At 62.8% G+C, this 21707-nt stretch carries 19 protein-coding genes; 6 read left to right on the plus strand and 13 right to left on the minus strand.

Annotated elements, in window-relative coordinates; genetic code table 11:
- Nucleotides 1-27 precede the first annotated feature (27 nt).
- The 3 genes from E4T66_RS06125 to E4T66_RS06135 are packed head-to-tail and all read right to left on the minus strand — an operon-like array spanning nt 28 to nt 4864.
- The gene (locus tag E4T66_RS06125) at nt 28-2289 is read right to left on the minus strand and encodes a hydantoinase B/oxoprolinase family protein (protein WP_136848005.1); all 2262 of its coding nucleotides are present in this window, start codon (nt 2287-2289) and stop codon (nt 28-30) included.
- A gap of 11 nt (nt 2290-2300) precedes the next feature.
- On the minus strand, nt 2301-4430 hold the full coding sequence (locus E4T66_RS06130; RefSeq protein WP_136848006.1) for a hydantoinase/oxoprolinase family protein: 2130 nt from the start codon (nt 4428-4430) through the stop codon (nt 2301-2303).
- Nucleotides 4427-4864 carry an acetone carboxylase subunit gamma gene (locus tag E4T66_RS06135; RefSeq protein WP_136848007.1) on the minus strand — a complete coding sequence of 146 codons (438 nt, stop codon included), beginning with the start codon at nt 4862-4864 and terminating at the stop codon, nt 4427-4429. Before E4T66_RS06135 ends, E4T66_RS06130 begins: the two co-directional genes overlap by 4 nt.
- 214 nt (nt 4865-5078) lie before the next feature.
- Between E4T66_RS06135 and E4T66_RS21775 the strand changes: the two genes are divergently transcribed.
- The 3 genes from E4T66_RS21775 (at nt 5079) to E4T66_RS21315 (ending at nt 6729) form a co-directional block, all read left to right on the plus strand.
- Nucleotides 5079-5213: a hypothetical protein gene (locus tag E4T66_RS21775; protein WP_282706987.1), complete on the plus strand. Its 135-nt coding sequence runs from the start codon at nt 5079-5081 to the stop codon at nt 5211-5213.
- Between the two features lie 797 nt (nt 5214-6010).
- Nucleotides 6011-6496, plus strand: a complete 486-nt coding sequence (locus E4T66_RS21530; protein WP_211242774.1) for a hypothetical protein — start codon at nt 6011-6013, stop codon at nt 6494-6496.
- A 68-nt stretch (nt 6497-6564) separates the two neighbouring features.
- A complete protein-coding gene (locus tag E4T66_RS21315; protein WP_169577499.1) occupies nt 6565-6729 on the plus strand; it encodes a hypothetical protein in 165 nt (54 codons plus the stop codon).
- Between the two features lie 41 nt (nt 6730-6770).
- Here the strand turns inward: E4T66_RS21315 and amrS are convergent, their stop codons facing one another.
- Entirely contained in the window at nt 6771-7844 is a 1074-nt protein-coding gene (amrS, locus tag E4T66_RS06150; protein ID WP_136848010.1) for an AmmeMemoRadiSam system radical SAM enzyme, read from the minus strand.
- A 58-nt stretch (nt 7845-7902) separates the two neighbouring features.
- On the opposite strand from amrS, the gene amrB reads away from it, so the two are divergent.
- Together amrB and amrA are read left to right on the plus strand one after the other, a co-directional pair.
- Nucleotides 7903-8676 (plus strand): AmmeMemoRadiSam system protein B, encoded by a 774-nt coding sequence (gene amrB / locus E4T66_RS06155; protein WP_211242775.1) that lies wholly within the window; start codon nt 7903-7905, stop codon nt 8674-8676.
- A gap of 4 nt (nt 8677-8680) precedes the next feature.
- Nucleotides 8681-9256, plus strand: a complete 576-nt coding sequence (amrA, locus tag E4T66_RS06160) for an AmmeMemoRadiSam system protein A (protein ID WP_136848012.1) — start codon at nt 8681-8683, stop codon at nt 9254-9256.
- Between the two features lie 105 nt (nt 9257-9361).
- Here the strand turns inward: amrA and E4T66_RS06165 are convergent, their stop codons facing one another.
- The 3 genes from E4T66_RS06165 to E4T66_RS06175 all read right to left on the minus strand — a co-directional run bounded on the left by E4T66_RS06165 (nt 9362) and on the right by E4T66_RS06175 (nt 13765).
- Entirely contained in the window at nt 9362-10768 is a 1407-nt protein-coding gene (locus E4T66_RS06165) for an alkaline phosphatase family protein (RefSeq protein ID WP_136848013.1), read from the minus strand.
- Nucleotides 10769-11019: 251 nt separating this feature from the next.
- Nucleotides 11020-12189: a serine hydrolase domain-containing protein gene (locus tag E4T66_RS06170; RefSeq protein ID WP_136848014.1), complete on the minus strand. Its 1170-nt coding sequence runs from the start codon at nt 12187-12189 to the stop codon at nt 11020-11022.
- Nucleotides 12190-12274: 85 nt separating this feature from the next.
- Complete coding sequence (locus E4T66_RS06175) at nt 12275-13765, minus strand: flavin-containing monooxygenase (protein WP_136848015.1); 1491 nt, start codon at nt 13763-13765, stop codon at nt 12275-12277.
- Between the two features lie 257 nt (nt 13766-14022).
- Here E4T66_RS06175 and E4T66_RS06180 point away from each other — a divergent pair, with 257 nt between their 5' ends.
- Nucleotides 14023-15657 carry a hypothetical protein gene (locus E4T66_RS06180; protein WP_211242776.1) on the plus strand — a complete coding sequence of 545 codons (1635 nt, stop codon included), beginning with the start codon at nt 14023-14025 and terminating at the stop codon, nt 15655-15657.
- Between the two features lie 43 nt (nt 15658-15700).
- Here the strand turns inward: E4T66_RS06180 and E4T66_RS06185 are convergent, their stop codons facing one another.
- Genes E4T66_RS06185 through E4T66_RS06210 form a run of 6 tightly spaced genes read right to left on the minus strand, consistent with a single transcriptional unit; the run spans nt 15701 to nt 21502 of the window.
- The gene (locus E4T66_RS06185; RefSeq protein ID WP_136848017.1) at nt 15701-16366 is read right to left on the minus strand and encodes a rhodanese-like domain-containing protein; all 666 of its coding nucleotides are present in this window, start codon (nt 16364-16366) and stop codon (nt 15701-15703) included.
- 22 nt (nt 16367-16388) lie between these two features.
- Nucleotides 16389-17384, minus strand: coding sequence for an NrfD/PsrC family molybdoenzyme membrane anchor subunit (gene nrfD / locus E4T66_RS06190; protein ID WP_136848018.1), 996 nt, complete (start codon nt 17382-17384; stop codon nt 16389-16391).
- 9 nt (nt 17385-17393) lie between these two features.
- On the minus strand, nt 17394-17936 hold the full coding sequence (locus tag E4T66_RS06195) for a 4Fe-4S dicluster domain-containing protein (RefSeq protein ID WP_136848019.1): 543 nt from the start codon (nt 17934-17936) through the stop codon (nt 17394-17396).
- 1 nt (nt 17937) lies between these two features.
- The gene (locus E4T66_RS06200; protein WP_136848020.1) at nt 17938-20136 is read right to left on the minus strand and encodes a molybdopterin-containing oxidoreductase family protein; all 2199 of its coding nucleotides are present in this window, start codon (nt 20134-20136) and stop codon (nt 17938-17940) included.
- The gene (locus E4T66_RS06205) at nt 20130-20999 is read right to left on the minus strand and encodes a DUF6691 family protein (protein ID WP_136848021.1); all 870 of its coding nucleotides are present in this window, start codon (nt 20997-20999) and stop codon (nt 20130-20132) included. Before E4T66_RS06205 ends, E4T66_RS06200 begins: the two co-directional genes overlap by 7 nt.
- Nucleotides 20990-21502: a YeeE/YedE thiosulfate transporter family protein gene (locus E4T66_RS06210; RefSeq protein WP_169577500.1), complete on the minus strand. Its 513-nt coding sequence runs from the start codon at nt 21500-21502 to the stop codon at nt 20990-20992. Before E4T66_RS06210 ends, E4T66_RS06205 begins: the two co-directional genes overlap by 10 nt.
- Nucleotides 21503-21707: the final 205 nt, after the last annotated feature.

A 21707-nucleotide genomic window follows, 5' to 3' on the forward strand; every position in this document is an offset into this window, starting at 1 on the left:
GTCTGTAGATCTCCGTCTCGCCCCTGCCTATTTGCCGCCCGCCTGCCCCTGGCGGTACGTCGCCAGCTCGGCTTCGAGCTCGGCGATGCGCACGTCCTTGGGGTTGAGCATGAACTGGCTCGTCAGGTCCGGGCCCTGCATCTTCACGCGCTGCCCCGCGTAGATCCCATAGACTTCCGACGGGTCATCCCAGCAGCCCATATAGGGCAGATGGGCCGGTGGCTCCGGCGTGACCCAGGTCTTGACGAACTCGTCGAACGGAACCCCGCGAGCCTTGCGCGCCTCACGCTCTTCGGCGCGCCGTCGCGCCGTCGCCTCTTCATCGACGACCTCGGTCGCGGCATCGAAGACGACCTTGTAGATGTCGCGGGCCGTCTCGTCGGAGATGAAATTCTCTTCCAGATCCTTCATCACCAGGGCCGGATCACGCAGCAGCACATCTCCGTAACCGCCGCCGGCACCCTGGCACATCATGTACAGCTCGCCCGGAGCAGCCAGCTCGAAGGTCATGCCCATGGTATGGGTGGAATAGCTCGCGCCCTCGAAGGGCTGCGTGTTCATCAGCTCGATCATGTCGAAACTGAATTTCCCGGGATTCTTCTTCAGCTCGTCGAAGATGTTGATGTTCTTGATCTTGCACATCGGATACGCCGGGGAGGCATAGCCTCCGAACAGCGGCTGCGACGACGAGAAGAGCGAACCTGAGCAGCCGGTCATGAAACCCCACAGTCCGGAACGCCGGTAGGTATGAATCTGCTCGTAGCCCAGTCCACTGCGGTGCTTGCCGAAGCCGACCCGATCCCGCGCCATGGTGAAGGCCCCCAGCCGGACCATGGGCAAGTCCTCCTCCATCAGCTCGATCTCGCCGAGGTCGCAGTGGGCTGCGAACGGCGGCGAGATCGAGTGCTCGCCGTCGCGATGCGAGCGCCCCCCCTGCCCCATGCCGTTGATGTCTGCGCAGAAGTTGCCGGTGTATTCGCAGTGCTGGGTCAGGCCGCCGTAGATCAGCGAAGCCGGCTGGTCGTACTGTGGCGCGACGATCGCGGTGTAGCGGTGCGGCAGCGAGTAGTTGAACTTCGCCATGGGAATGCAGGCGATGGTCATGGTCTTGAACAGCGGGATCAGGCTCATCGCCTGCGGCGTGTCGAAGGAGCCATTGATCAGCGAGTTCTTGTCGAAGATGAAGTCGAACGGCGTGAACACCGCCATGGTGAACGGCAGGTCGGGCCAGATGTTCTGCATGAAGCCGGTGAACAGCATGGTCTTGAACGACGCCTGGCAGGCGTTGATCGAGCGGTTCAGCAGCTCCGGCGAACTGCCGCGCATGTCGACGATCATGCGGTCGCCCTTGACCGTCAACGCCATGGTGAGCTTGAGCATGGCGCTCTCGCGCAGCGTCGAGTCGGCGAAGCTCACCGTCCTCATGGTGCCGTCCGGCAGCTCGCGGATGCGGCGGTGCACTTCCTCGACCACGTCCTCGATGTGCTGGCGCAGCGTCACGATCAGCGCCTCCTCGCCGTGCTCCTCGAGCACCTTGAGGATGCGCTCGCGCAGGCGCAGCACCGAATGCAGGCGCACCTTCATGTCCTCGAGCTGCAGCTTGGGATCACGCACCGAGTTCTGCAGGAAGGTCACCAGGTCACGCTTGAGTTCGCCGTTCTCGGCGACGCGGAACGGCGGCATCTTCAGGCCTTCATCGAACTTGCTCTCGGCCGCGGCCGGCATGCCGCCGGGCTCGCACGAACCGTTCTCGCCCTCGTGGATCGTCGCCGACAGCCAGCAGACCAGCTTTCCCTTCCAGAACACCGGCATCATCATCGACTGGTCGGTGTTGTGGATGCCGCCGTAGCGGGCGTCGTTGTGGATGAAGCCGTCGCCGTCGCGCACGCCGACGGTGGGCTCGTTGACCCAGTACTTGTTGATGAACTTGATCGGATAGAACACCGCGGCGGCGAAGCCGCCGACGCCGTGCGGCGCGATCATCGACAGATCGCCGGCGGCGGTGAAGATCGCCGTGGTCATGTCGCCCCACTTCGCGCCCGGAGCGACGCCCATCTGCTCGATCATCGTGTGGCTTTCGTCGAGCGCCGCAATGATCAGGCCGCGCACCTCGTTGATCTTGTGCGCGTCAACGCGGCCGCTGCCGAGCAATTCCTCCTCGACCGCCGAGCGCGGCTCGATGCGGTGGTTTTCCATGATCATCGGGTCGGGCGCCAGGAACAGCTTGTTCTCGTCGAGGAACTTCTCGATCAGCGCCTGCTGCTCGGCGTTCGGCTGGATGTCGTCCATGGTGTTCTCCTTCAATTTGTCTGAGTGAACCAGACGGCGTTCTGGGCCGCCGCCTGGTAGCGCCAGCCTGGTTCGACCAGATAGGTCGTCGCACGCGTGACGACGATGGCCGGCCCTTCGATCGTGGTGCCGGGCGCAAGCGCCGCATCGTCGTAGACGCGCGTGTCCAGGCCCTGGTCATGACCGACGAAGTGGCAGACGCGCGTGCCGACCGGCGTCGGCGGCGGCAGTGCCTTGCCATTGGGCTTGATGCCCGTGAATGCGATGCCGGGATGCTGCACGAAGGAGCAGACACGGATCGTGTTGATGCGCACACCGGCTTCCGGCGTCTGGCTACCCTTGCCGAAGCGCTCGCCGTAACGCGTGTGGAACAGATCGATCAGCTTGAGTACGTCCTCCGGCGAGCTGACGCGGTTGAGGTCGGTGACCACCGCCGTCTCGACGCGCTGGTTGCCGTAGCGCATGTCCAGCTCCAGCCGGTAGCGGATCTGCTCGTCGGCGAAACCCTGCCGCATCAGATCCTCGCGGCCGCGCCGCTCCAGGTCCTCGACGATGCGGTTGAAGCGCGGGTAGTCGGTGAAGAACTTGCGCCGGTTGGCGTCGAACAGCGTGGTCCAGGTGCTCATCTCGTGGATGTGCATCTGGTCCATGTTGCCCGCACCGACCGCGGAGAACACCGAGGCGAACGGCGGCGCCAGGATGGTCTTGACGCCCAGCGCGCGGGCAATGCCGCAGGCGTGGAGAGGGCCGTTGCCGCCGTAGGCCAGCGTCGTGAAGTTCTGCGGGTCGTAGCCGCGCGTGCGCAGCTCGCGGGCGATGCCGTTGGCCATGTTGCCGTCGACGGTCTGCTTGACCAGCTTGGCGATGCCGACGGGGTCCAGATCGAGCGCATCGCACAGATCCCCGAACGCCTGCTTGGAGCGGCGCGGATTGAGCGGGATGTAGCCGTTGGCGTAGTTCTTGGGATCGAGATAGCCAAGCAGCAGATCGGCGTCGGTGGCCGTCGGATTCATGCCGCCGCGGTCGTAGCACGCGGGGCCGGGGTCGGAGCCGGCGCTGTCAGGGCCGACCTGCACGGTCTTGAACATGCGGTCGTAGCGGCAGATCGAGCCGCCGCCGGCACCGAGCGTGACCAGGTGCACCATCGGCACGCTGACCATCCAGCGCTCGATGACCGGATTGAAGTCGTAGTGCTTGACGCCGCCTTCGACGACGATGCCGATGTCGAAGCTGGTGCCGCCCATGTCGGTAGCGACGATGTTGCCAAGCTCGGTCTGCAGCGCCAGGTGCTCGCTTGCGGCGATGCCCGACACCGGACCCGAGTGCACGGTCTGCAGTGCATCGGTCGAATTGAGCTGCGCCATGCCGCCCGAGTTGTGATTGACCAGCATCGGCTTGTCGTAGCCCGCTTCCCGCAGATTGAGCTCCAGGGTCCCCAGGCCGTGGTACATCACCTGATGCAGGTAGGCGTCGATGATGGTGGACATGGCGCGCACGTACTCGCCCTTGCGCCCGGCCACCTGGTGGCTGAGCAGCATCGGGATGGCGCCCAGCAGGTGAGAGGGATAGTCCTCCAGGAATATCTCGCGAATGCGCAGTTCGTGAACGGGGTTGACGACGCTGTTGGCGCAGACCACGACGAGCGCCTCCGCGCCGCGATTGACGAGGTCGCGGAGCTGGTGCCGGAGGTTGTCCTCGTCCAGCTCCATGACGATGTCGCCGTCGTAATCAATGCGCTCGCGCACTTCGGCGATCATGGGGATCGGCACGATGGGATCCGGCCGCTGCGCGTTCGGGACGTCCATCTGGCGTTTGTGGTCCAGGCCCACGCCATATCCCTTCGCACGCGCCAGCGGAACCGACGAGCGGAACCCCGCCGTGGTGAGCAAGGCCACCCGCGGCCCCTTGCGCTCGATCAGCGCGTTGGTGCCCAGGGTGGTTGCATAGCGGACCGAATCCAGCTGGGACAGCAGATCCCGCTCGGTGATGCCAAGCTCGCGGCAGGCGTTTGACAAGGCCTCGTTGAAGCCCAGAGCCAGGTTGTGGTGCGTCGTCAGTGCCTTGCTTTCGATGTAGCGCCCACCCCAGGCCACGAAGCAGTCCGTGAAGGTGCCGCCGATGTCGACGGAGACGCGCTTCATTTCCGCGCCCCATGATCGTGCCCGTGACCATGGGCATGATCGTGATCGTGGAGGCGCCTGGGAGGATCAGTGCCGACGGGCGCTTCGAGCACTTCGTCGCGGCTGCGCCACTGCGCCTTCAAGGCATCGATGTCGAGATCGATGTCCCGCACCGGCGGGTGCCCCGGTGGCAGGTACTCCGTCTCGATCATGCTGCCGCACTGAGGGCAGTAGTACTCCAGGATCCGGCACCACTGCGGATCGGGGGAGTAGGTGAGCTTGTACTTGGACGGATCGAGGAGCGGCTTGTGGATCTCCCGGGGATCGCGGTCGTACACCAGCAGGCCGCGCTTGTAGTTGTCGCGCGCGGAAACCAGGGCGGCGTCGCAGTGGCGACACTCCCAGAGCTCCTTTTCCAGATCGATTCTTAGGTTTTCGGTAATTAGGACCTTCATCTGCCGCTCCTCACCTGGGCGCCTGGCATGGACGCATCTATTGGGTTCGGAACAGTCTAGAGGCGCCCTTGCAATCGTCCCCACCCAAAAGGGCTGTCAACGCACTAGTGCCCATCAGGGATGCCGCAGCGATCGCGGAAGTGTTAGCAGGTGGACTTCCCCAAGGCGGTAGACAAACCGGCCCTCACAAAGCGGCCCGCGCCCGAAAGCCCGCATGAGCCTGATCTATCGCGAGACCGCGGCCACGACCTCCTCGGTGACACACATGATGAAACTTGCTACGCAGCTGGTGCGCGCCGACAGCGCGAAACGACCATCCGCCGAAAATCACGAACCGCTCGCTCCTTAGGCGCAGTGCACTCCCTTCCACGCTTGCCCATCTTGAAGATCAGGCGTGTAATGCGGAAAAGCGCAGACGCACGGCTTCGTCGGAAAACCGCGAAGCACGGCTCATGAATCACAAGCGCAGGGAGGTTTCATGGCAGCAACGCCACACACTGACCCATCTTCGGACCGCGCCCAGAACAAGCCGTGCGCACCCATTGCCAAGGCCCTGACTGTCGCGGTATGCATTGGCTCGGCACTACTCTCATCGGGTGCCTTTGCTAAAAACTGCAAAAAGGGCATTCCCTGCGGAAACACTTGCATTGCTGCCAACAAGACTTGTCACATAGGTGCCGGCAGACCGAGCTACAACTTCAGCGCACCAACCACTCAAAGCAATACCCCCCCACCCAAATCACACCCTAGTGTTCCCATAAACAGCGGAAGAACCGTGCTTTACGTCGCGGTCGCGGAGCTGTCTGTTTTCTCAGAACCCTCCGTTTCTGCGGACATAGTCCGTTCGCTTAGTTTTGGTGATGTCGTGATTCAGTATGAGCGCTTAGCTCAGTGGGTGCGTATATCTCCGGCCAGCGCATCGTCGGCATGGGTCTTTTATAGCGGCTTAACATCGGTGGCACCCTGAAGTCGACATACGGAGAATCCCTGATCTACCGGTCACGAGGGCTATACGGATAGCAAGCCAACACAATCCCAATTCGCTCGAGTCCGCGCAGCGCGGATCACTGATCCGCCTTTCACGAAATTGGTTCAGACGGAAAGCAAAGGCAATGCCTCGATGCGCTGAGAACTACATTCAAGACTATGAACTTGATCATCTGGAATGACACTGCCGGAGGATTACGCAGCGCGAATCCGCTCTGGCAGGAGCGGGCTGGCCTTCGCCGTCTTGCCATACCCATGCGCATCTCATGCCTTTTGTGGATCGCGCTTTGTAGTGGCGTCACTTGCGCGGCGGACACGCAATTTTGCGTCCGCCCGAAAGACGAGGCTTGTAGCGGACCAATTTGCGGACTTCATCCTCGGATGCCAGAGGATCTAGACCACGCGTTGATAACCGAGCAGTCACTGACCCCGGAGCAGTACGAAGCCGACCTTCGGGTATTGAAGCGAGCTGCCAATCCGGATTACTTGAAAACCGCTGACGGCGAATTCGGCATGGTGCTGACGAGTGCTCGGCGGTCGGCTCGCGCATACGAATTGAAAATGATTTATGAGCGCAACCGCACCGATACCGCCAAGGCGAACTTCTGCAGATGGCTGAGAGACGAAGGTTTCCACCCCGAGTAAAGGACCCACGTGGGGCGGATCACTGATATACCCGTCGCAAAACCGGTTCGGACGAAGAAGCGAACACAATGCACCGATACGCTCGTGCATGGATATCCGGCGGCACCTTCTTCTTCACCGTCGCCCCGCTGGAGCGACGCACGCACGTGCCAAACGAAAACATTCATCAGCCGCCGACGGCTATCGATGCGCTGGCGCACCCCACGCTTTCTAAAGACGAATGCACCACCTAAAGTGACAACGCACTAAGGCAAAGCCGAAAACGTTTCAACGTCTACTCGATCCTGACCGGCATCCGCCGTGCACCCCAGGTCCCGGCCGGGCCGTCGAACACGCCAGGGATGCGGTGATTGCAGTGATTGCAGCAGCCGTCGTCGGTGAGTCCGTATTCGCCGATTTCGTAGGCGTCGCGTTCGATCAGCAGCGCTTGGCATTGCGGGCAGTAGGTGCTGCCACCTTCACGGTCATGCACGTTGCCGGTGTAGACGTAGTGCAGTCCGTGCTCCATCGCGATCTTGCGGGCACGGGCGAGCGTCGACGGCGGGGTCGGTGACGCATCGCGCATCTTGTAGTCGGGATGAAACGCGGTGAAGTGCAGCGGCACGTCGGGGCCGAGCTTGTCGGCGATCCAGCGGCACTGGCTCTCCAGCTCCGCATCACTGTCGTTCTGCCCCGGAATCAGAAGCGTGGTGATTTCGAGCCAGACATTGGTGTCGTGCTTGATGTACTGCAGCGTGTCGAGCACCGCGCCGAGTTCCGCGCCGCAGACGTGTTTGTAGAAACGTTCGTTGAACGCCTTGAGGTCCACGTTCGCGGCGTCCATGTGCGCGTAGAACTCGCGGCGCGCATCCGGGCTGATGTAACCGGCGGTGACGGCAACCGGACGGATGCCGAGTTCGCGCGCGGCGTCGGCACAATCCACCGCGTATTCGAGAAAGATCACCGGATCGTTGTAGGTGAAGGCGATGCTGCGGCAACCGAGACGCTGGGCCGTCTGCGCAAGCTGCTCGGGGCTGGCGCGGCCGGACATCAGATCGGTCTGCCGCGCCTTGGAGATGTCCCAGTTCTGACAGAACTTGCAGGCCAGGTTGCAGCCGGCGGTACCGAACGACAGCACGCTGGAGCCGGGCAGGAAATGATTCAGCGGTTTCTTCTCGATCGGATCGACACAGAAACCACTGGAGCGGCCGTAGGAATACAGCCACATCTGATCCTGCTCACGGCCACGCACGAAGCACAACCCGCGCTGGCCTTCGTGCAGTCGGCATTCGCGCGGGCAAAGGTCACACTGCAGACGGCCATCGGGTAGCAGCTGCCAGTAGCGGCCGGGTACCGTATTGATGTCCATGGGCTATAAATGTGGACGGGTCCTTGCAACTCAAGAAAGCAGCCGCATTTTTCGAGTCATGGAAACACGATCACCCGCCGTTGCCGGACTGTTCTACCCCGCCGCTCCCGAAGCGTTGCGGCAGGAAGTAGACGGCTATCTGTCTGCGGCGGACGCTCCGACGGGCATCGCACCGCATGCACTGATCGTTCCGCATGCCGGCTACCGCCATTCGGCTGCCGTCGCTGCCACGGCATATGCCCTGCTGCGCGGCCACCGCTACTCCCGCGTTGTCCTGATCGGCCCGGCACATCGTGTCGCCTTTCGTGGCATCGCGCTGCCGAGTGTCGAGCATTTCGACACGCCGTTGGGCAGCACGACGCTCGACACGGATCTGATCGGCCGTCTGGCGACACTGCCGGATGTTGTCCTGCGCGACGACGCCCATGCGCTTGAACATTGTCTCGAGGTACAGCTTCCCTTCCTGCAGGTACTGCTGCCGGAATTCCTGCTGGTTCCCGCGGTCATTGGCGCTGCATCGCCACAGGCGGTCGAGTCTTTTCTCGACGCCGCCATCGACGCCGATACGCTGGTCGTCGTCAGCACCGATCTTTCGCACTTCCACGACGATGCAACAGCGCGGCGCATTGACCGCCACACGGTCGCGCGCATCGAGTCACTCGCAACCGATTTGGACGGAAACGAAGCCTGCGGCGCGATGGCGCTGAATGGTTTTCTGCGCTATGCCGCCGGCCGCCACTGGCGCGTGGCACGGCTGGACGTGCGCAACTCCGGCGATACCGGCGGCGACTACAGCCGCGTGGTGGGCTATGGCAGCTTTGTCGTCGCCTGAACACATGACCGAATCCGCGCACGAATACACGATCGAACAGCGCCGCACGCTGCTGCAGCATGCGCGCGCCAGCATCCGTCACGGGCTCGACGCGGGTGGACCCTTGCTCGAAAGACCCACTCCGACCGACGCGGCGTTGTTGATACCCCGCGCCAGCTTCGTGACGCTGCACCGTGAAGCACGGCTGCGCGGCTGCATCGGCGAACTCGAAGCGCGATACCCGCTGATCGAAAGTGTGGCCCACAACGCCTGGGCCGCCGCCTTCAACGACCCGCGCTTTCCGCCGCTGCAGGACGCCGAATTCGCGAGCCTCGACATCCATATCTCGGTGCTCTCGCCGTCGACGCCGATTGATGCCGACAGTGAGTCGGCCTTGCTGGCCGCGTTGCGGCCGGGCATCGACGGCATCGTGCTGCAACAGGGTTCTCGACGCAGCACCTTTCTGCCCCAGGTCTGGGAGCAGATCCCCAGTCCTGCCGCATTTCTGCAGCAGCTGCGGCTCAAGGCCGGCCTGCCGGCACACTACGACCCGGGCGCCAGCTACCTGCGCTACACCGTCGAGGCTTTTGGCGCGGAGTGACCCTGCGGTATCCGGCGATCCCATCCTTGACCTTGATTCCCCGAGGCCAGCCACCGGGTGAGCAGGCTGTGATCTGCCCACCCGGTCGTTCCGGAATGCAGCGGATTACTTCGGTGGCGTGTAGCCGGCGTCCAGCGCGGCCTGCACCAGCTGCTGCCACTCTTCGAGATGCTCGACGTGGCGCTTCTGCACCTCGGCATAACGCTCCTTCGAAAAGCTCGTCTGCGCCGCTGACAGCTGCGCCGAACACGCCAGTCCATACGATGCATCGTCCGGCACATCGAACGCCGGGGCATCCGTGTTGGGCGGAGAGCTGAAGTCCAGCACTTCCGCGAAGTTCATCGAGGTCGTGCCGCGCGCACCCAATGGTGCAAAACCGAAGCGCCACGCAATCATGTTCAGGATCGAATTCGGGTCCAGCTGGCGCTTTTCGATATGACCCCGACGTGCCCGCGGTCCGAGCACGACGCAGGGCACGCGGAAGCCGAGGCGGCCGTCGTTTCCGGTTGCTTTGAATTCTTCGTAGCTGACCGGCGCGAGCGGCGGCACTACGTGGTCATAGAACCCGCCCCACTCGTCGTAGTTGATGATGAACAGCGTCTTCTCCCACTTAGGACTGGTGCGCAGGGCGTCATAGACGGTGTTCATCAGCACCTGACCCTTGCGGATGTCCGCCATCGGATGATCGTCGTTGGACGTTCCCGCGCCTTCTCCGAGCATCGACGGGTCAATGTACGTGACGTCCGCCAGATCGCCGTTCTTGGCATCCGTCAGAAAGCGATCGAACGGCAGGATGTTCTCGACGCCGGGGTTGTGCCCGCCGAACTCCAGGCTGACCAGCGCCCAGCCGGCGAGATCGCCGTAGTAATAGCGGCCCGTGCGCCCCACACTCTTCAACGCATCCCATACCGTGGCCTGCGAAAAGAAGGTGATGTCGTTGGTGATCTTGTCGGTCTGGCCGGCATGCATGTAGTAGCGGTTCGGCTGGGTCGGACCAAGGATGCCGCTGAAGTAGCGATCGCACAGCGTCCAGTTCTCGACCACGCCCTTGAAGAACGGCAGGCTGTCGGCGGTGTAGTAGCCGATCGGGAAACGGTCGCCGACCGGCTGGGTCAGCAGGAAGCCATCCATCTTGCCGTCGTTGAGATGGGTCCGCCCGCCGTTGTAGCTGTGTGAAGGATCGGCGTTTGCACAGCCTTGGAAGTCGGGCGCCAGATCGTAGGTACTCTGGGCATTGCCGTCGCTGTCGAGCAGCGTAAGGTTCGGGCGCATTACGTCCGCACCGGGCACCCAGCTGAAGTAGTGATCGAACGAGCGGTTCTCCATCATCAGCACCACGATGTGATCAATGCCGGAGTCTTCCGGGTTCGGCAGAACCGACGCCTTTTCGCTCTCGGCGGAGCCGGAGCTGTCACAGGCCGCCAGTCCCGCAACACCCGCCGACGCAGCAATGCCAGCCAACAGTTTGCGACGGATGGGATCGACGGTTTTTTTCGAATCTTGCGAGGCCACGACTGCACTTCCAGAAGGTTGGTGAACCCTCAAGATTAGGCAGTCCGTGTTACACGCCCTCGAAGTCGGACATCCCCATGGCGCAGGGAAGCGTCATCCGGCATCGTCTCGACATGCAGGCGCCTTCGCACGAAGTCATCGGTGAAATACCTGACATGGCGCAATCAACGCGTGGTCCGAATCAGCGGGAACCACAGCGCCTGATGCAAAGAAGCCGGGCGGCTTCGGCGCGCCCGGCTTCTTGGTCGGCCTCAGCGGGTCTGCTGATAGACCGTCGCCTCGAACTCCAGGAACAGCGGCAGCGCCTTGATATCGGCAAACGGCAGGATCTGCGTCATCAGCACGCCGGCAATGCCTGAACTGGGGTCGATCCAGTAGTAGGAGTTGGCCAGACCGGCCCACATCAGGCTGCCAGCGGAGCGGCCCGTCGGCAGTGGCTTGGTGTTGATCAGGAATCCAAGTCCCCATTTATGCGGGATGCCGGGCGGCATCGGCATGTCGTTGGTGAACATCGGGTTTGCGCTCTTGAGCGACGGCACATCCAGATCGCCGATCTGATTGCTCGACATCTGCTCGACCGTCTCGGGCTTCAGGATCTGCTGGCCGTCGAGTGAGCCGCCATTGAGCAGCATGCGCACAAACTTGAGGTAGTCACCCACGGTGCCGTAAAGCCCGCCGCCGCCCATGTCGAACTCCGGCTCCTGCGGCACTTCCAGCTCCAGCGGTGCCAGTCCGCCATCCGGCAGGCGCGCGTGAATCGTTGCCAGTCGCGCACGCATGTCATCGCGCAACTTGAACGCCGTGTCGTTCATGCCGAGTGGCCCGAGCACGTTCTCACTCAGGTACTCACCCAGCCTCTGGCCGCTCGCAGCCTCAACCAGACGGCCGACCCAGTCGGTGCTGACGCCGTAGGACCATTGCTCGCCCGGATCGAACAACAGCGGCAGACGGATGCTGTCCAGCGCGCAGGTGATGAAGCCCGGCGCCCCGGTGGCGGCCTGAAAGCGCTGCACGTCTTCGCTGAGAAACTCGTAGCTGAAGCCGGCAGTGTGGGTCAGCAGATGACGCAGCGTCACCGGCTGCTTCGGCGCGCGCAGCTGCGGCTTGCCGTCGGCATCGAAGCCTTCGATGACCTTCACGTCCGCCAGTTCCGGCAGCCAGGTGGATGCCGGGCTGTCGAGATCCAGCTTGCCCTGCTCGACCAGCTGCATTGCCGCAACCGAAGTCAGCGCCTTGGTCATCGACGCAATCAGGCCCACCGTGTCGGCGTCCATCGACGCGCCGGCTCCCACAACGCGCTCACCGAACGCGCCTTCGTACAGGGTGCCATTGCGGTCCGTGACCATGGCCACGACACCGGGCACCCCGTTGGCGCCGACCGCACGCTGCAACACGCTATCCAGCGCCTGTTTGATCGTCATGCTGTGTTCTCCTCGCTGATGCACCCGAACCCACCGCTGCGGCAAGAAGCCACAGCAGGCGGGGCCGGAAAATCGCCTGTGTCGTTCAGGCCGCTTTTGCGGTGGGCTGACTCACCGCTGCCGGACGCTTGAATTCGAGCAGACCGTCGTCGATCGGCTGCTCCAGCAACATCGGTCGGTCACGAACGTAATTATTAAGGACGCGCCAGGGCAGATTGCGTCCTTGACGTGGCAACACCGAGTCTCCGCGCCTGACATAACCGGAGCTGAGCGAGCCCATAATCGACTCGGCCTGCTGCACCTCACCCGACGGCGCTCGCGCCGTGGCCACAGCGTAGCCGTGCTGATCCATAAAGTTGAGCAGGCGGCAGAAGTATTCCGAAGCGATGTCCGCCTTCAGCGTCCACGATGCATTGGTGTAACCAATGATCCAGGCCATGTTGGGCACGTCCTGCATCAAGGTGCCTTTATAGGTCATCAACTCACCAGTCTTTTGCAATTGGCCGTCGACTCGCAGATCGACCCCGCCAAATACCTGGATCTGCAGCCCCGTCGCAGTGACGATGATGTCAGCTTCCAGCTCCTGCCCTGACGTCAGCAGGATGCCTTTTTCGGTGAATGTTTCGATGTGATCCGTCACCACGGACGCCTTGCCCGCCTTAATGACCTTGAACAAGTCAGCATCCGGCACCGCACACAGACGCTCATCCCAGGGCTTGTAGGCCGGCGTGAAGTGGCGCATGTCCACGCTCTCGCCAACCTGCTTGCGAACATTATTCAACAGCCACGAACGCACTTTGTCCGGCCAACGCTTTGCAGCCTTGAACAAGGTCCGCTGCAGAAACATATTGCGTCGGCGCGCAAAGCTGTAGACCCAGTGCTCCGGCAGGAATCGGATCAGCGCCTTCAAAGATTTATCGCTGCCCGGCACCGAAAAAACATAGCTGGGCGAACGCTGCAACATGGTCACGTGCGCAGCATCCGCAGCCATGGCCGGAACCAGCGTGACCGCCGTCGCACCACTGCCGATCACCACCACGCGCTTGCCGCGATAGTCCAGGTTCTCCGGCCAGTGCTGTGGATGAATGCACCGCCCCTTGAAGCGCTCGACCCCCGGAAATTCCGGAAGGTAGCCCTTGTCGTAGTTGTAGTAGCCGGTGCAACTGACCAGATAGTTGCTGGTGAAAGTGCGCGTCTTGCCGGTTTCTTCTTCGAGCGCTGTCACTGTCCAGTGCTGAAGCTCGCTGGACCAGTCCGCGCCAGTGATCTTCAGCCCGAACTGGATCTTCTGTTCGACGCCGTACTCGCGCGCGGTATCGCGTACGTAGTTGCGGATCGATTCGCCATCCGCCAGTACCTTGAGCGCGTGCCAGGGGCGGAACTTGTAGCCGAACGTGAACATGTCCGAATCGGAACGGATGCCCGGATAGCGGAACAGATCCCAGGTTCCGCCGATCGCCTTGCGCCGTTCGAGAATGGCGACACGCTTGCCTGGGCAGTCGATGGCCAGATGGCAAGCCATGCCGATGCCAGACAGTCCCGCGCCGACGATGAGTACGTCGTAGTCAGATTGCACGCCTGATTCTCCTCATTTCTGTGTGCCACATCGTCTAAGTATGTCGCTGCCAGTCGATGTGGAACATGACATTTTGAGACAGAAGCGAAAGATAGTCGCATGTGGCCGTAATCGAGTTTACCCAGGTACTGCGCCGCTTCGGAGCACTGATACGCCACCCTCCGATTTCGTGCGCCCCGCCGCGCGCACGCTTCACAGACCGCGATCTGCAGCTGCCTATGTGCCGCCATGTGAAGTCGACGTATGCTGCACCCGCAATGCTGATCCTGAAAAAAATCTCCGGCCTGATGCTGATGCTGTTGTGCATCAGTGCGCTGCCATGCGCCGCGGCACAGAACTGCACGAGCTGTCATGTCGCCCAGAAGTCCGGCTTCTCCACTGCGCACGCCGCCATCGCGGAGCAGTGCACGCAGTGCCACGCGGGCAACGCCGAGGGCACGACACAAGCGCAGGCGCACACCGGGCTGATCGCCTTCCCCGGCAATCTCGACACTGCGGCGCGCGCCTGCGGCGGCTGCCATGTCGAAGAGGTCGCTGCGGTCACGAAGAGTCTGATGCATACCGGGGCCCGCCTGATCGCAACCACGCGCAAGACTTTCGGCGAGCCTGCACACAATCCCGGACACAACACGCTCAGCGAGCTGGCGCAGTCTCCGGCCGACAGCCTGTTGCGCAAGCAGTGCGCCAGCTGCCATCTGGGACAGAACAAGACAGTTCATCAACTGGATGCGACGCATGATCGTGGGGGCGGCTGCCTTGCGTGCCATATCAATCAGCAGTCGAAGTCATCGCATCCGGCCCTGACCGCAACGGTCAGCGACGCGCGCTGCTTCGGCTGCCATTCACGTTCAGGGCGGATCTCGCTGAGCTACGCCGGCCTGGCCGAGATCATTCCGCCGCCAGAAGGCGCAGACCAACAACACCCGCCCGCGCAGCTTGAAGACGGACGCACGGTCGAGATCCTCAGCGCGGACCGCCACCATGCCGGCGGCATGGCCTGCATCGACTGCCATACCGCCAGAGACGTGATGGGGCTCGGCGCCGCGTCACCGTCAACCGGTGCACACAAGACCATCGACATCCGCTGCGTCGACTGCCATCAGATCACCCGCAGCATCACGGCTGAACAGTGGCCTGCGGCCTACCGCAAGCTGCGGGTGCAAGTTCCGTTCAAGACCGATGCACGGACCCGCTTTGCGCTGAGCACCAACGGCACGCCGTTGTGGAACATCGAGCTCGACAGCGCTGGAGGCGCACGACTGCACCGCAAGGACGGCCAGGGCGTCTTGCCGATTCCGCCGTATCGCGCCGAGGACCATCCGCTGGCGAAGCAGCATGCGCGGCTGGACTGCTCCAGCTGCCACGCCAACTGGGCGCCGCAATGCTACGGCTGCCACCTCAGCTATGACGAATCGGAACAGCAGTACGACCATATGCTCGGAAAAATGACGCCCGGGCGCTGGAATGAACAGCGCGCCGACACGCGCAATGCCTTGCCGCCACTTGGCGTTGATGCCGACGGCAAGATCGTGGTCGTCGTTCCGGGCATGATCATGGACGTGACCCATCCGGCCTGGGAACAGCCGCTTTTCCTGCGGCGCTTTGCTGCGCTGGAACCGCACACGACCGGTGCCGCACGCAGCTGCGCCTCGTGCCACCGCTCATCGATCGCACTCGGCCTGGGCCAGGGTCTGCTACGCAAGGATGGCGAACGGTGGCAATTCAAGCCGGCGCTGCCGCCGCTGCAGGACGGGCTCCCAGCTGACGCCTGGACGCGGCTCGATGGCGCCGCGACGCCACCGGTGACTGACGCTGTGCGTCCGTTTTCGCGGAAAGAAATTGAACGCATTCTGGCGGCGCCACTACCGCCGGAATCATTGACGGCCCGCTAAGCGATATATCGCGATTCTGGCGTGGCCAAAGACAGCCGTGAGTTCAGCAACCTTCAGACGCTGCCGGCTTATTCCGCTGCCTTTCTTGCTGCTTCACCGGCGGCGTGTACGCCGGAACCGGCGCTTCGACCGGCGCCGCTGCAGGCGCTGGCGCAGCAACCGGCGAAGCCTGCGCGATCTGCCCACCCCCAACAAAGTGGCAGGCAATCGCATGCTGCTCGGAGACACGCGGGAACTCACCGTCGGCCAACACCGGCTGCACGTCCGGATTCAGCACATGCTCGCTCCAGTAGTTGTAGCCGCCCAGCAACAGGCTGGCGTCATGTCCGCCCGCCAGACGCAACAACACCGCCGCCTGCGCCGCGACTTCGGACCCCTGCGAATAGATCACGAGGCGCCGATCCTTCGGCAGCGACTTCAGCGTCTCCGGCATGACCAGCTCGCTGACTGAAAGATTGCGTGCGCCCTCGATATGGCCGGTGGAAAAATCCTCAGCGGAGCGCACATCGATCAAGGCGAAGTCCTTCTTGCCTTCGATGATCCAGCGCGCGAGGTCTTCGGCGGTGACACGATCATCCTTGCGTGCGACGGCCTGGGCCACCTGATCGAAGCTCTGCCCCTGCGCGCTGGGCGCGCGGTCGCCGCAGGCGGTGACGCTCAGCGCAGCGAGCAGACTCAGCGGCAAGCGCTTGCATACATTCTTGAACATGGCTTCGGCCTCCACGGGCAGATCAGCGCAGCCGCTCGAGCAGCTGCGGATTGAATTCGGATTCGTAGTTGATCCAGGTCGTCTCCTGCCCCAGATCGACGGCAATCACGCGGAGTGCGTAACCGCCCGCCAGCACCAGCACCGGCGCGAGCACCGCGGCGCTGCGCATCAGGCCGCGCAGCTCGAAGGTTTCCAGCAGCAGCGGAATCAGCAGACCCACGGCAACGAAGGCGCCCCAGAACACCATGGTGTAGCTGCCGCCGAGCAGCTTTTCGGCCGCCTCCAACTGCGGACGCGCACCGGTACTGAGGTTGATCAGCATCAGCGCCACCACCAGCATTTCCGCGACGATCAGACCAATGTCGATCCGGGTAAACAGCTGCCGCTCGCTGTGCTGGCGTGCAATCAGCGCCGTCAGTGCCGCGCCTGTCGAAAGCCCGGAGACCAGGAACAAGGGCCCCAGCAAGCCGGTGTTCCAGAACGGCCGCGCGCTGAAGGCACTGAGCAGGATGCCGGTGTAGACGCCCAGACCCACGGCGATCGGCAGTGCCATCCACGCAATCGGGCGCCGGTAGGTCTCCATCAGGTTCAGCAGCTGCGGCAACAGCGGAACGCGTTCGGTGTACGACACCACCATTGGGTACCCCTTGCGCAGGGTCGACAGAATCTGCAGCACGCTGACCGGATAAAACAGCACCAGAATCCACGCGCCGTACGACATCGGCGAGGTCGGCTGGAACGTGGTGTAGAAGCGCCACACAAAGAGTTTGTGCGACAGATCCAGGAACAGCGTGGTCATGCCCAGCGACAGCACGATAGGCCCGAGCAGCGCCAGTCCGTTTGCCGCGAACGGCGCCTCCCTGTCCTTGTTCAATACCTGCATCAAGGCCGAGAAGAACATGATGCCGGCAGTCAGGCCGCCGAAGAACAGGTAGACCGAGATCTGCCAGTTCCAGACTTCCAGCACCGGATCTATGTGCGGATTGCTGCGCGCGGTGATCAGAATTTCCTCGAGCATGGCCGCGCCTCAGATCAGGTAGTAGACATTGGGATCGTTGCCGGTTTCCGGCGCCAGCACCTTGTGCTTGCGCGTCCGCAGCAGCTGGCTGACCTCGCTGTTCGGATCGTCGAGCAGGCCGAAGTGCATGCACTTGGTCGGACAGGCAGAGACGCAGGCCGGGTCCATGCCCTTCTCGACGCGGTGATGGCAGAACGTGCACTTATCGATATAGCCCTCGGGATGCATGATCAGGCGCGCATCGTAGGGGCATGCCGAGATGCAGGCCTTGCAGCCGGTGCATTTGTTCGGATCAACCAGCACGATGTTGGTGCCCTTCCAGTGATGACTGGCGCCGGTCGGGCACATCGTCACACAGGTCGCATTGGAGCAGTGGTTGCAGCGCTCGGAACGGAACTCGGTTTCCAGATTCGGATACGTGCCCTGCGTCGCCTCGACCACCCAGTCGCGATTGAGACCCTCGGGCACCTTGTTTTCAGTCTTGCACGCCACCACGCAGTCGGCGCAGCCGATGCACAGCTTGGTGTCGATGACCATCCCATAGCGAGCCATGTCAGACGGTCTCCTTGATGATGGTGACGAAATTTCCGCGCATGCCGGTGCCGCCCATCAGCGGATCGATCTTGACGTTGGTCATCAGCTCCGAATCGTCCGCGCCCAGATCGTGGGTCAGACGCAGCCGTCGAGAACGATGCCCGAAGCCATGCGCCATGAAGACCGAATCCGGACGTATGCGTTCGGTCACGCGCACACGGATCTTGTTGCTGACGATCCCCTCGGGATTCGACAGACGCACGTACTCACCGTTCTCCAGTCCACGCTCGCTCGCCACCAGCGGATTGACCCACAGCGTGTTTTCGGGCGCCAGCTGAAACAGCAGGTGATTGTTGGTGGTCTTGCCGAAAGTATGTGCCGGCATGCGTCCGTAGTTCAGATGATAGAAACCCTGCGGCGGTTGTTCCGGCCGGGTGTACTCGGGGATGGGGTCGAAGCCCTTGTCCGCCAGTTGCTGCGAATACAACTCGATCTTTCCGCTGGGCGTAGGGAAACTCACCTCCTGCTTCGGCGCGAAATACTTCGGCCGCGTGCGCGGAAAGTTCTTCACCCCGATCTTCTTCATCTCGTCCAGTGACGAACCGACCTGCTTGAGCTGCCAGTCGATCACCTCGGCGTAATCTTCCCAGGGGAAATACTTTTCCAGGCCGAGACGCAGGCCCAGCTGCTTGGCCATCCACCAGCCCGGCTTGCTGTCATAGCTGGGCTCGAACACCGGCATGCGCAGCGCCAGCGATGGATGGCGCTCGCCGCTGTTGCGCAGATCGTCGTAGCGCTCGAGATAGGTGCATTCGGGCAGCACCACATCGGCATAGCCAGTGATTTCCGACGGCATGGTGTCGACCACCACCACCAGCTCCAGCGAGTCGATCGCCGCCTGCAGCTGCGGGCGGATGCCGGGGATCGTCATCGGCAGATTGGTGCCGTAGACCAGCCAGGCCTTGTAGTGCGCATCGGCCCCGATCGACGCTTCGACGATGGCGTTGGTCACGCCGGCGTTGGCGAACGGGAAGCGATTGCCATGCGCCGCACGGAAGTCGCTCTTGGGAGCGGGATACGCAGGCAGCGGATACTTCGGCAGCGACACGCTTTCCTTCATGTACAGCCCGCCCTGCCGCCCCCAGCTGCCGAGCAGTGCGTTGAGCATGGCGATGGCGCGCGAACGCTGCGTGTCGTCACCGTACCAGGCCGTGTGGCGTCCCGGATGAATCAGCGTGGCCGGCGCGGCTGCGGCCATCTCGCGAGCGGTCTTGCGGATCGTGTCCGGATCGATCCCGGTTTCGAGATAGACCCATTCAGGCGAGTAGCGCGCGACATGCTGCTTGAGCTGCTCGAAGCCGGTGGCGTAGCGATTGATGTAATCCCGGTCGTACAGGTCTTCGTCGATCAGCACATGCATCCATGCCAGCAGCAGGGCGATGTCGGTTCCGGGCTTGATCGGCAGCCAGTATTTGGACTTGCCGGCCGGCACCGAGAACCGCGGATCGACCGTGATCAGCGTGGCATCGCGTCGCATCGCCTCTGCCAGGGTCTGCACCTGGCCGTTGTGCAGGTTTTCACCGATATGCGAGCCGATCAGCACGATGCAGCGCGAGTGCTCCATATCGGTCCGCTCGGGCGATCCAACGCTCTCACCGAAGGTCAACTCGAATCCGACATCGCGCGGTCCACGGCACTGTGCGAACGCCGGCTCGGCGATGCTGCCGCTGCCGTAAGCCTTCATCAGATGCTGGAAATGTGCCGCACCGTAGCCGTGATTCAGCAGTGCCGTGCGATCGGCGCCGTGACGCTGCGCGATCGACTTGAGTCGGTCCGCAATGAAATTCAGCGCTTCATCCCACGAGACTTCGCGGAATGTCTGCACCCCATCGGCGCCGGTCTCACGCAGCAGCGGGCGCTTCAGCCGGTCCGGGTCCTGATAGCTGCCCATTCCCGCGGTGCCGCGGGTGCACAGACGTCCTTCGCTGTGCAGGTCGACGTCGTTGCCGATGATCTTCCACGGCTGCCCATCTTCGGTGTGTGCGAAGCCGGCACACTTCCAGAAGCACATGTCGCAAAAGGTCGGGACGCGGCTGACCTCGCCCTCGCCCGGCAGCGGACGCGGGGTACAGCCGCCAAGCATCGGCACGCTTCCGCCGAGCCCGAGTAACGCGGATATCTTGATGAACTCGCGCCGATTCAGGCCGGTGCTCAGCATCCTTCCTCTCCCTTGTGTGCACGCTTCCGCGCCGGCTCGACGGGAGCCGCACTGGCTGGCGCTGTCTCCGTCGTCGCGGGCATCTCTGTCGCGGGCGTCGCGGCAGGAGCCGGTGTGTCGGCCTTCTGGATGATGTACCACGACGCTTCGGCCTCCTTCAGGAAGCTCGCGGTCGGGAAGAACGCCATGACCGTTGCAACCGCCAGCGCCAGAACAACGACCGGCGCTTCGTACCGCAGTGCACGCCGCATCGCCACGCCCTCGGTCTGCGGCGACGGCCAGAAATAGTGTTGCCCGAAACGCATCAGCAGACTGCCGCCAACCGAAGCCGCCACCAGCAGCAGTACCACGGTGCCGAGATTCAGTCCAAGCAGCTGATCGAGACGGTACACACCGCGATAGTCGCTGTTATAAAAATCGCCCCAGACCGGGAACAGGTCACCGAAAAGAATGGATCCGCCGAGAAAGCCGACCACGAAGATCATTGCATCGACGCGGCCGGTCGCGATCGAGGCCGCCGCTGTGCCGGGGCAGAAGCCGCCGATCGCCATGCCCACGCCGAACAACACACCGCCGATCGCCATCGGCATCAGGAAGGTCGGCAGAAAGTACATCTTCGAAGTGTCGATCACACCGATCAGGCTCAGCAGCCACAGACCGATCATTCCGGTGACGATGGCGGAGAACATCACCACCGGCACGCCCACGTCCTTCAGATAGAACGCGCGTGCAATGCGGCGACTGTCGGTGAATCCGGCGAAATACAGGCCCAGACCAAAGATGAAACCGATGGGCACCGCCAGCCACAGGTTCATGGCCTCGGAGATCACACCGGTTTTGACCAGCGGCGCGATCATATCCATTGCTTTCTCACAAACCAGGCGGTGCCGAAGCCGCCGATGAAGATGCAAATCAGGAAGGCCCAGGATCCGACGGACAACTCGGCGCCGCCAACCAAGCCCTGTCCGCTGGTGCAGCCGCGTGCCAGACGCGCCGCAAAGCCGGCGATGACGCCGCCAACCAGTGCCAGCAACAGCCGCCCGTTTCTGGAGATGCGCGGACCACGCTGCACTTCAAACCGGAAATCGCCGCTGAAGAACGACCCGGCGAATGCGCCGGCCAGCAAGCCGACCATCAGATAGCTCAAGTAGTCATTGAGCGGAACGGCACCGTTCGCGAAATACGGCCCGAAGTAGGCGCTCTTTTCGGTCAGCTCCGGCAAAAACCAGTGCTGCACCGTCGCCACCAGACGCGTCATCGTGCCGCTGACGCCGATCCCGCGACCGGCCACAACAAACGTCAGCAGCATCGAAATGCCGATCACGATGCCCGCAAGCACCGGGGGAAAACGATCTCGCAGATTCACAGCGCTCCTCCGCAAATCTTTTCGTCGGTCTCAAATGACCGCGATTTTCGCGACCAATCCAGCCTCGGCGCAGCCCAGCGATAGAGCAGGTGAAGACCCCTCCCCTCCCCGCATATACGACACCGAGTACCGCATAGTGCGGAGCGATCTTCGCACCGGCATCCCGGGCCGGCATTGTCATAGATCAATCCCGCGCCCCTGCCCG

The organism is Sinimarinibacterium arenosum, from assembly GCF_005047655.1.
Lineage (GTDB): Bacteria > Pseudomonadota > Gammaproteobacteria > Nevskiales > Nevskiaceae > Solimonas.

What these genes read in the sequence shown, in the direction of transcription:
- E4T66_RS06200 (WP_136848020.1), bottom strand. Translation starts at nt 20,136, where the DNA reads ATGCTGAGCACCGGCCTGAATCGGCGCGAGTTCATCAAGATATCCGCG.
- amrS (WP_136848010.1), bottom strand. Translation starts at nt 7,844, where the DNA reads ATGGACATCAATACGGTACCCGGCCGCTACTGGCAGCTGCTACCCGAT.
- amrA (WP_136848012.1), top strand. Translation starts at nt 8,681, where the DNA reads ATGACCGAATCCGCGCACGAATACACGATCGAACAGCGCCGCACGCTG.
- E4T66_RS06130 (WP_136848006.1), bottom strand. Translation starts at nt 4,430, where the DNA reads ATGAAGCGCGTCTCCGTCGACATCGGCGGCACCTTCACGGACTGCTTC.
- E4T66_RS21775 (WP_282706987.1), top strand. Translation starts at nt 5,079, where the DNA reads ATGAGCCTGATCTATCGCGAGACCGCGGCCACGACCTCCTCGGTGACA.
- E4T66_RS21315 (WP_169577499.1), top strand. Translation starts at nt 6,565, where the DNA reads ATGCACCGATACGCTCGTGCATGGATATCCGGCGGCACCTTCTTCTTC.
- E4T66_RS06180 (WP_211242776.1), top strand. Translation starts at nt 14,023, where the DNA reads ATGCTGATCCTGAAAAAAATCTCCGGCCTGATGCTGATGCTGTTGTGC.
- E4T66_RS06170 (WP_136848014.1), bottom strand. Translation starts at nt 12,189, where the DNA reads ATGACGATCAAACAGGCGCTGGATAGCGTGTTGCAGCGTGCGGTCGGC.
- E4T66_RS21530 (WP_211242774.1), top strand. Translation starts at nt 6,011, where the DNA reads ATGAACTTGATCATCTGGAATGACACTGCCGGAGGATTACGCAGCGCG.
- amrB (WP_211242775.1), top strand. Translation starts at nt 7,903, where the DNA reads ATGGAAACACGATCACCCGCCGTTGCCGGACTGTTCTACCCCGCCGCT.
- E4T66_RS06205 (WP_136848021.1), bottom strand. Translation starts at nt 20,999, where the DNA reads ATGGATATGATCGCGCCGCTGGTCAAAACCGGTGTGATCTCCGAGGCC.
- E4T66_RS06135 (WP_136848007.1), bottom strand. Translation starts at nt 4,864, where the DNA reads ATGAAGGTCCTAATTACCGAAAACCTAAGAATCGATCTGGAAAAGGAG.
- E4T66_RS06185 (WP_136848017.1), bottom strand. Translation starts at nt 16,366, where the DNA reads ATGTTCAAGAATGTATGCAAGCGCTTGCCGCTGAGTCTGCTCGCTGCG.
- nrfD (WP_136848018.1), bottom strand. Translation starts at nt 17,384, where the DNA reads ATGCTCGAGGAAATTCTGATCACCGCGCGCAGCAATCCGCACATAGAT.
- E4T66_RS06195 (WP_136848019.1), bottom strand. Translation starts at nt 17,936, where the DNA reads ATGGCTCGCTATGGGATGGTCATCGACACCAAGCTGTGCATCGGCTGC.
- E4T66_RS06125 (WP_136848005.1), bottom strand. Translation starts at nt 2,289, where the DNA reads ATGGACGACATCCAGCCGAACGCCGAGCAGCAGGCGCTGATCGAGAAG.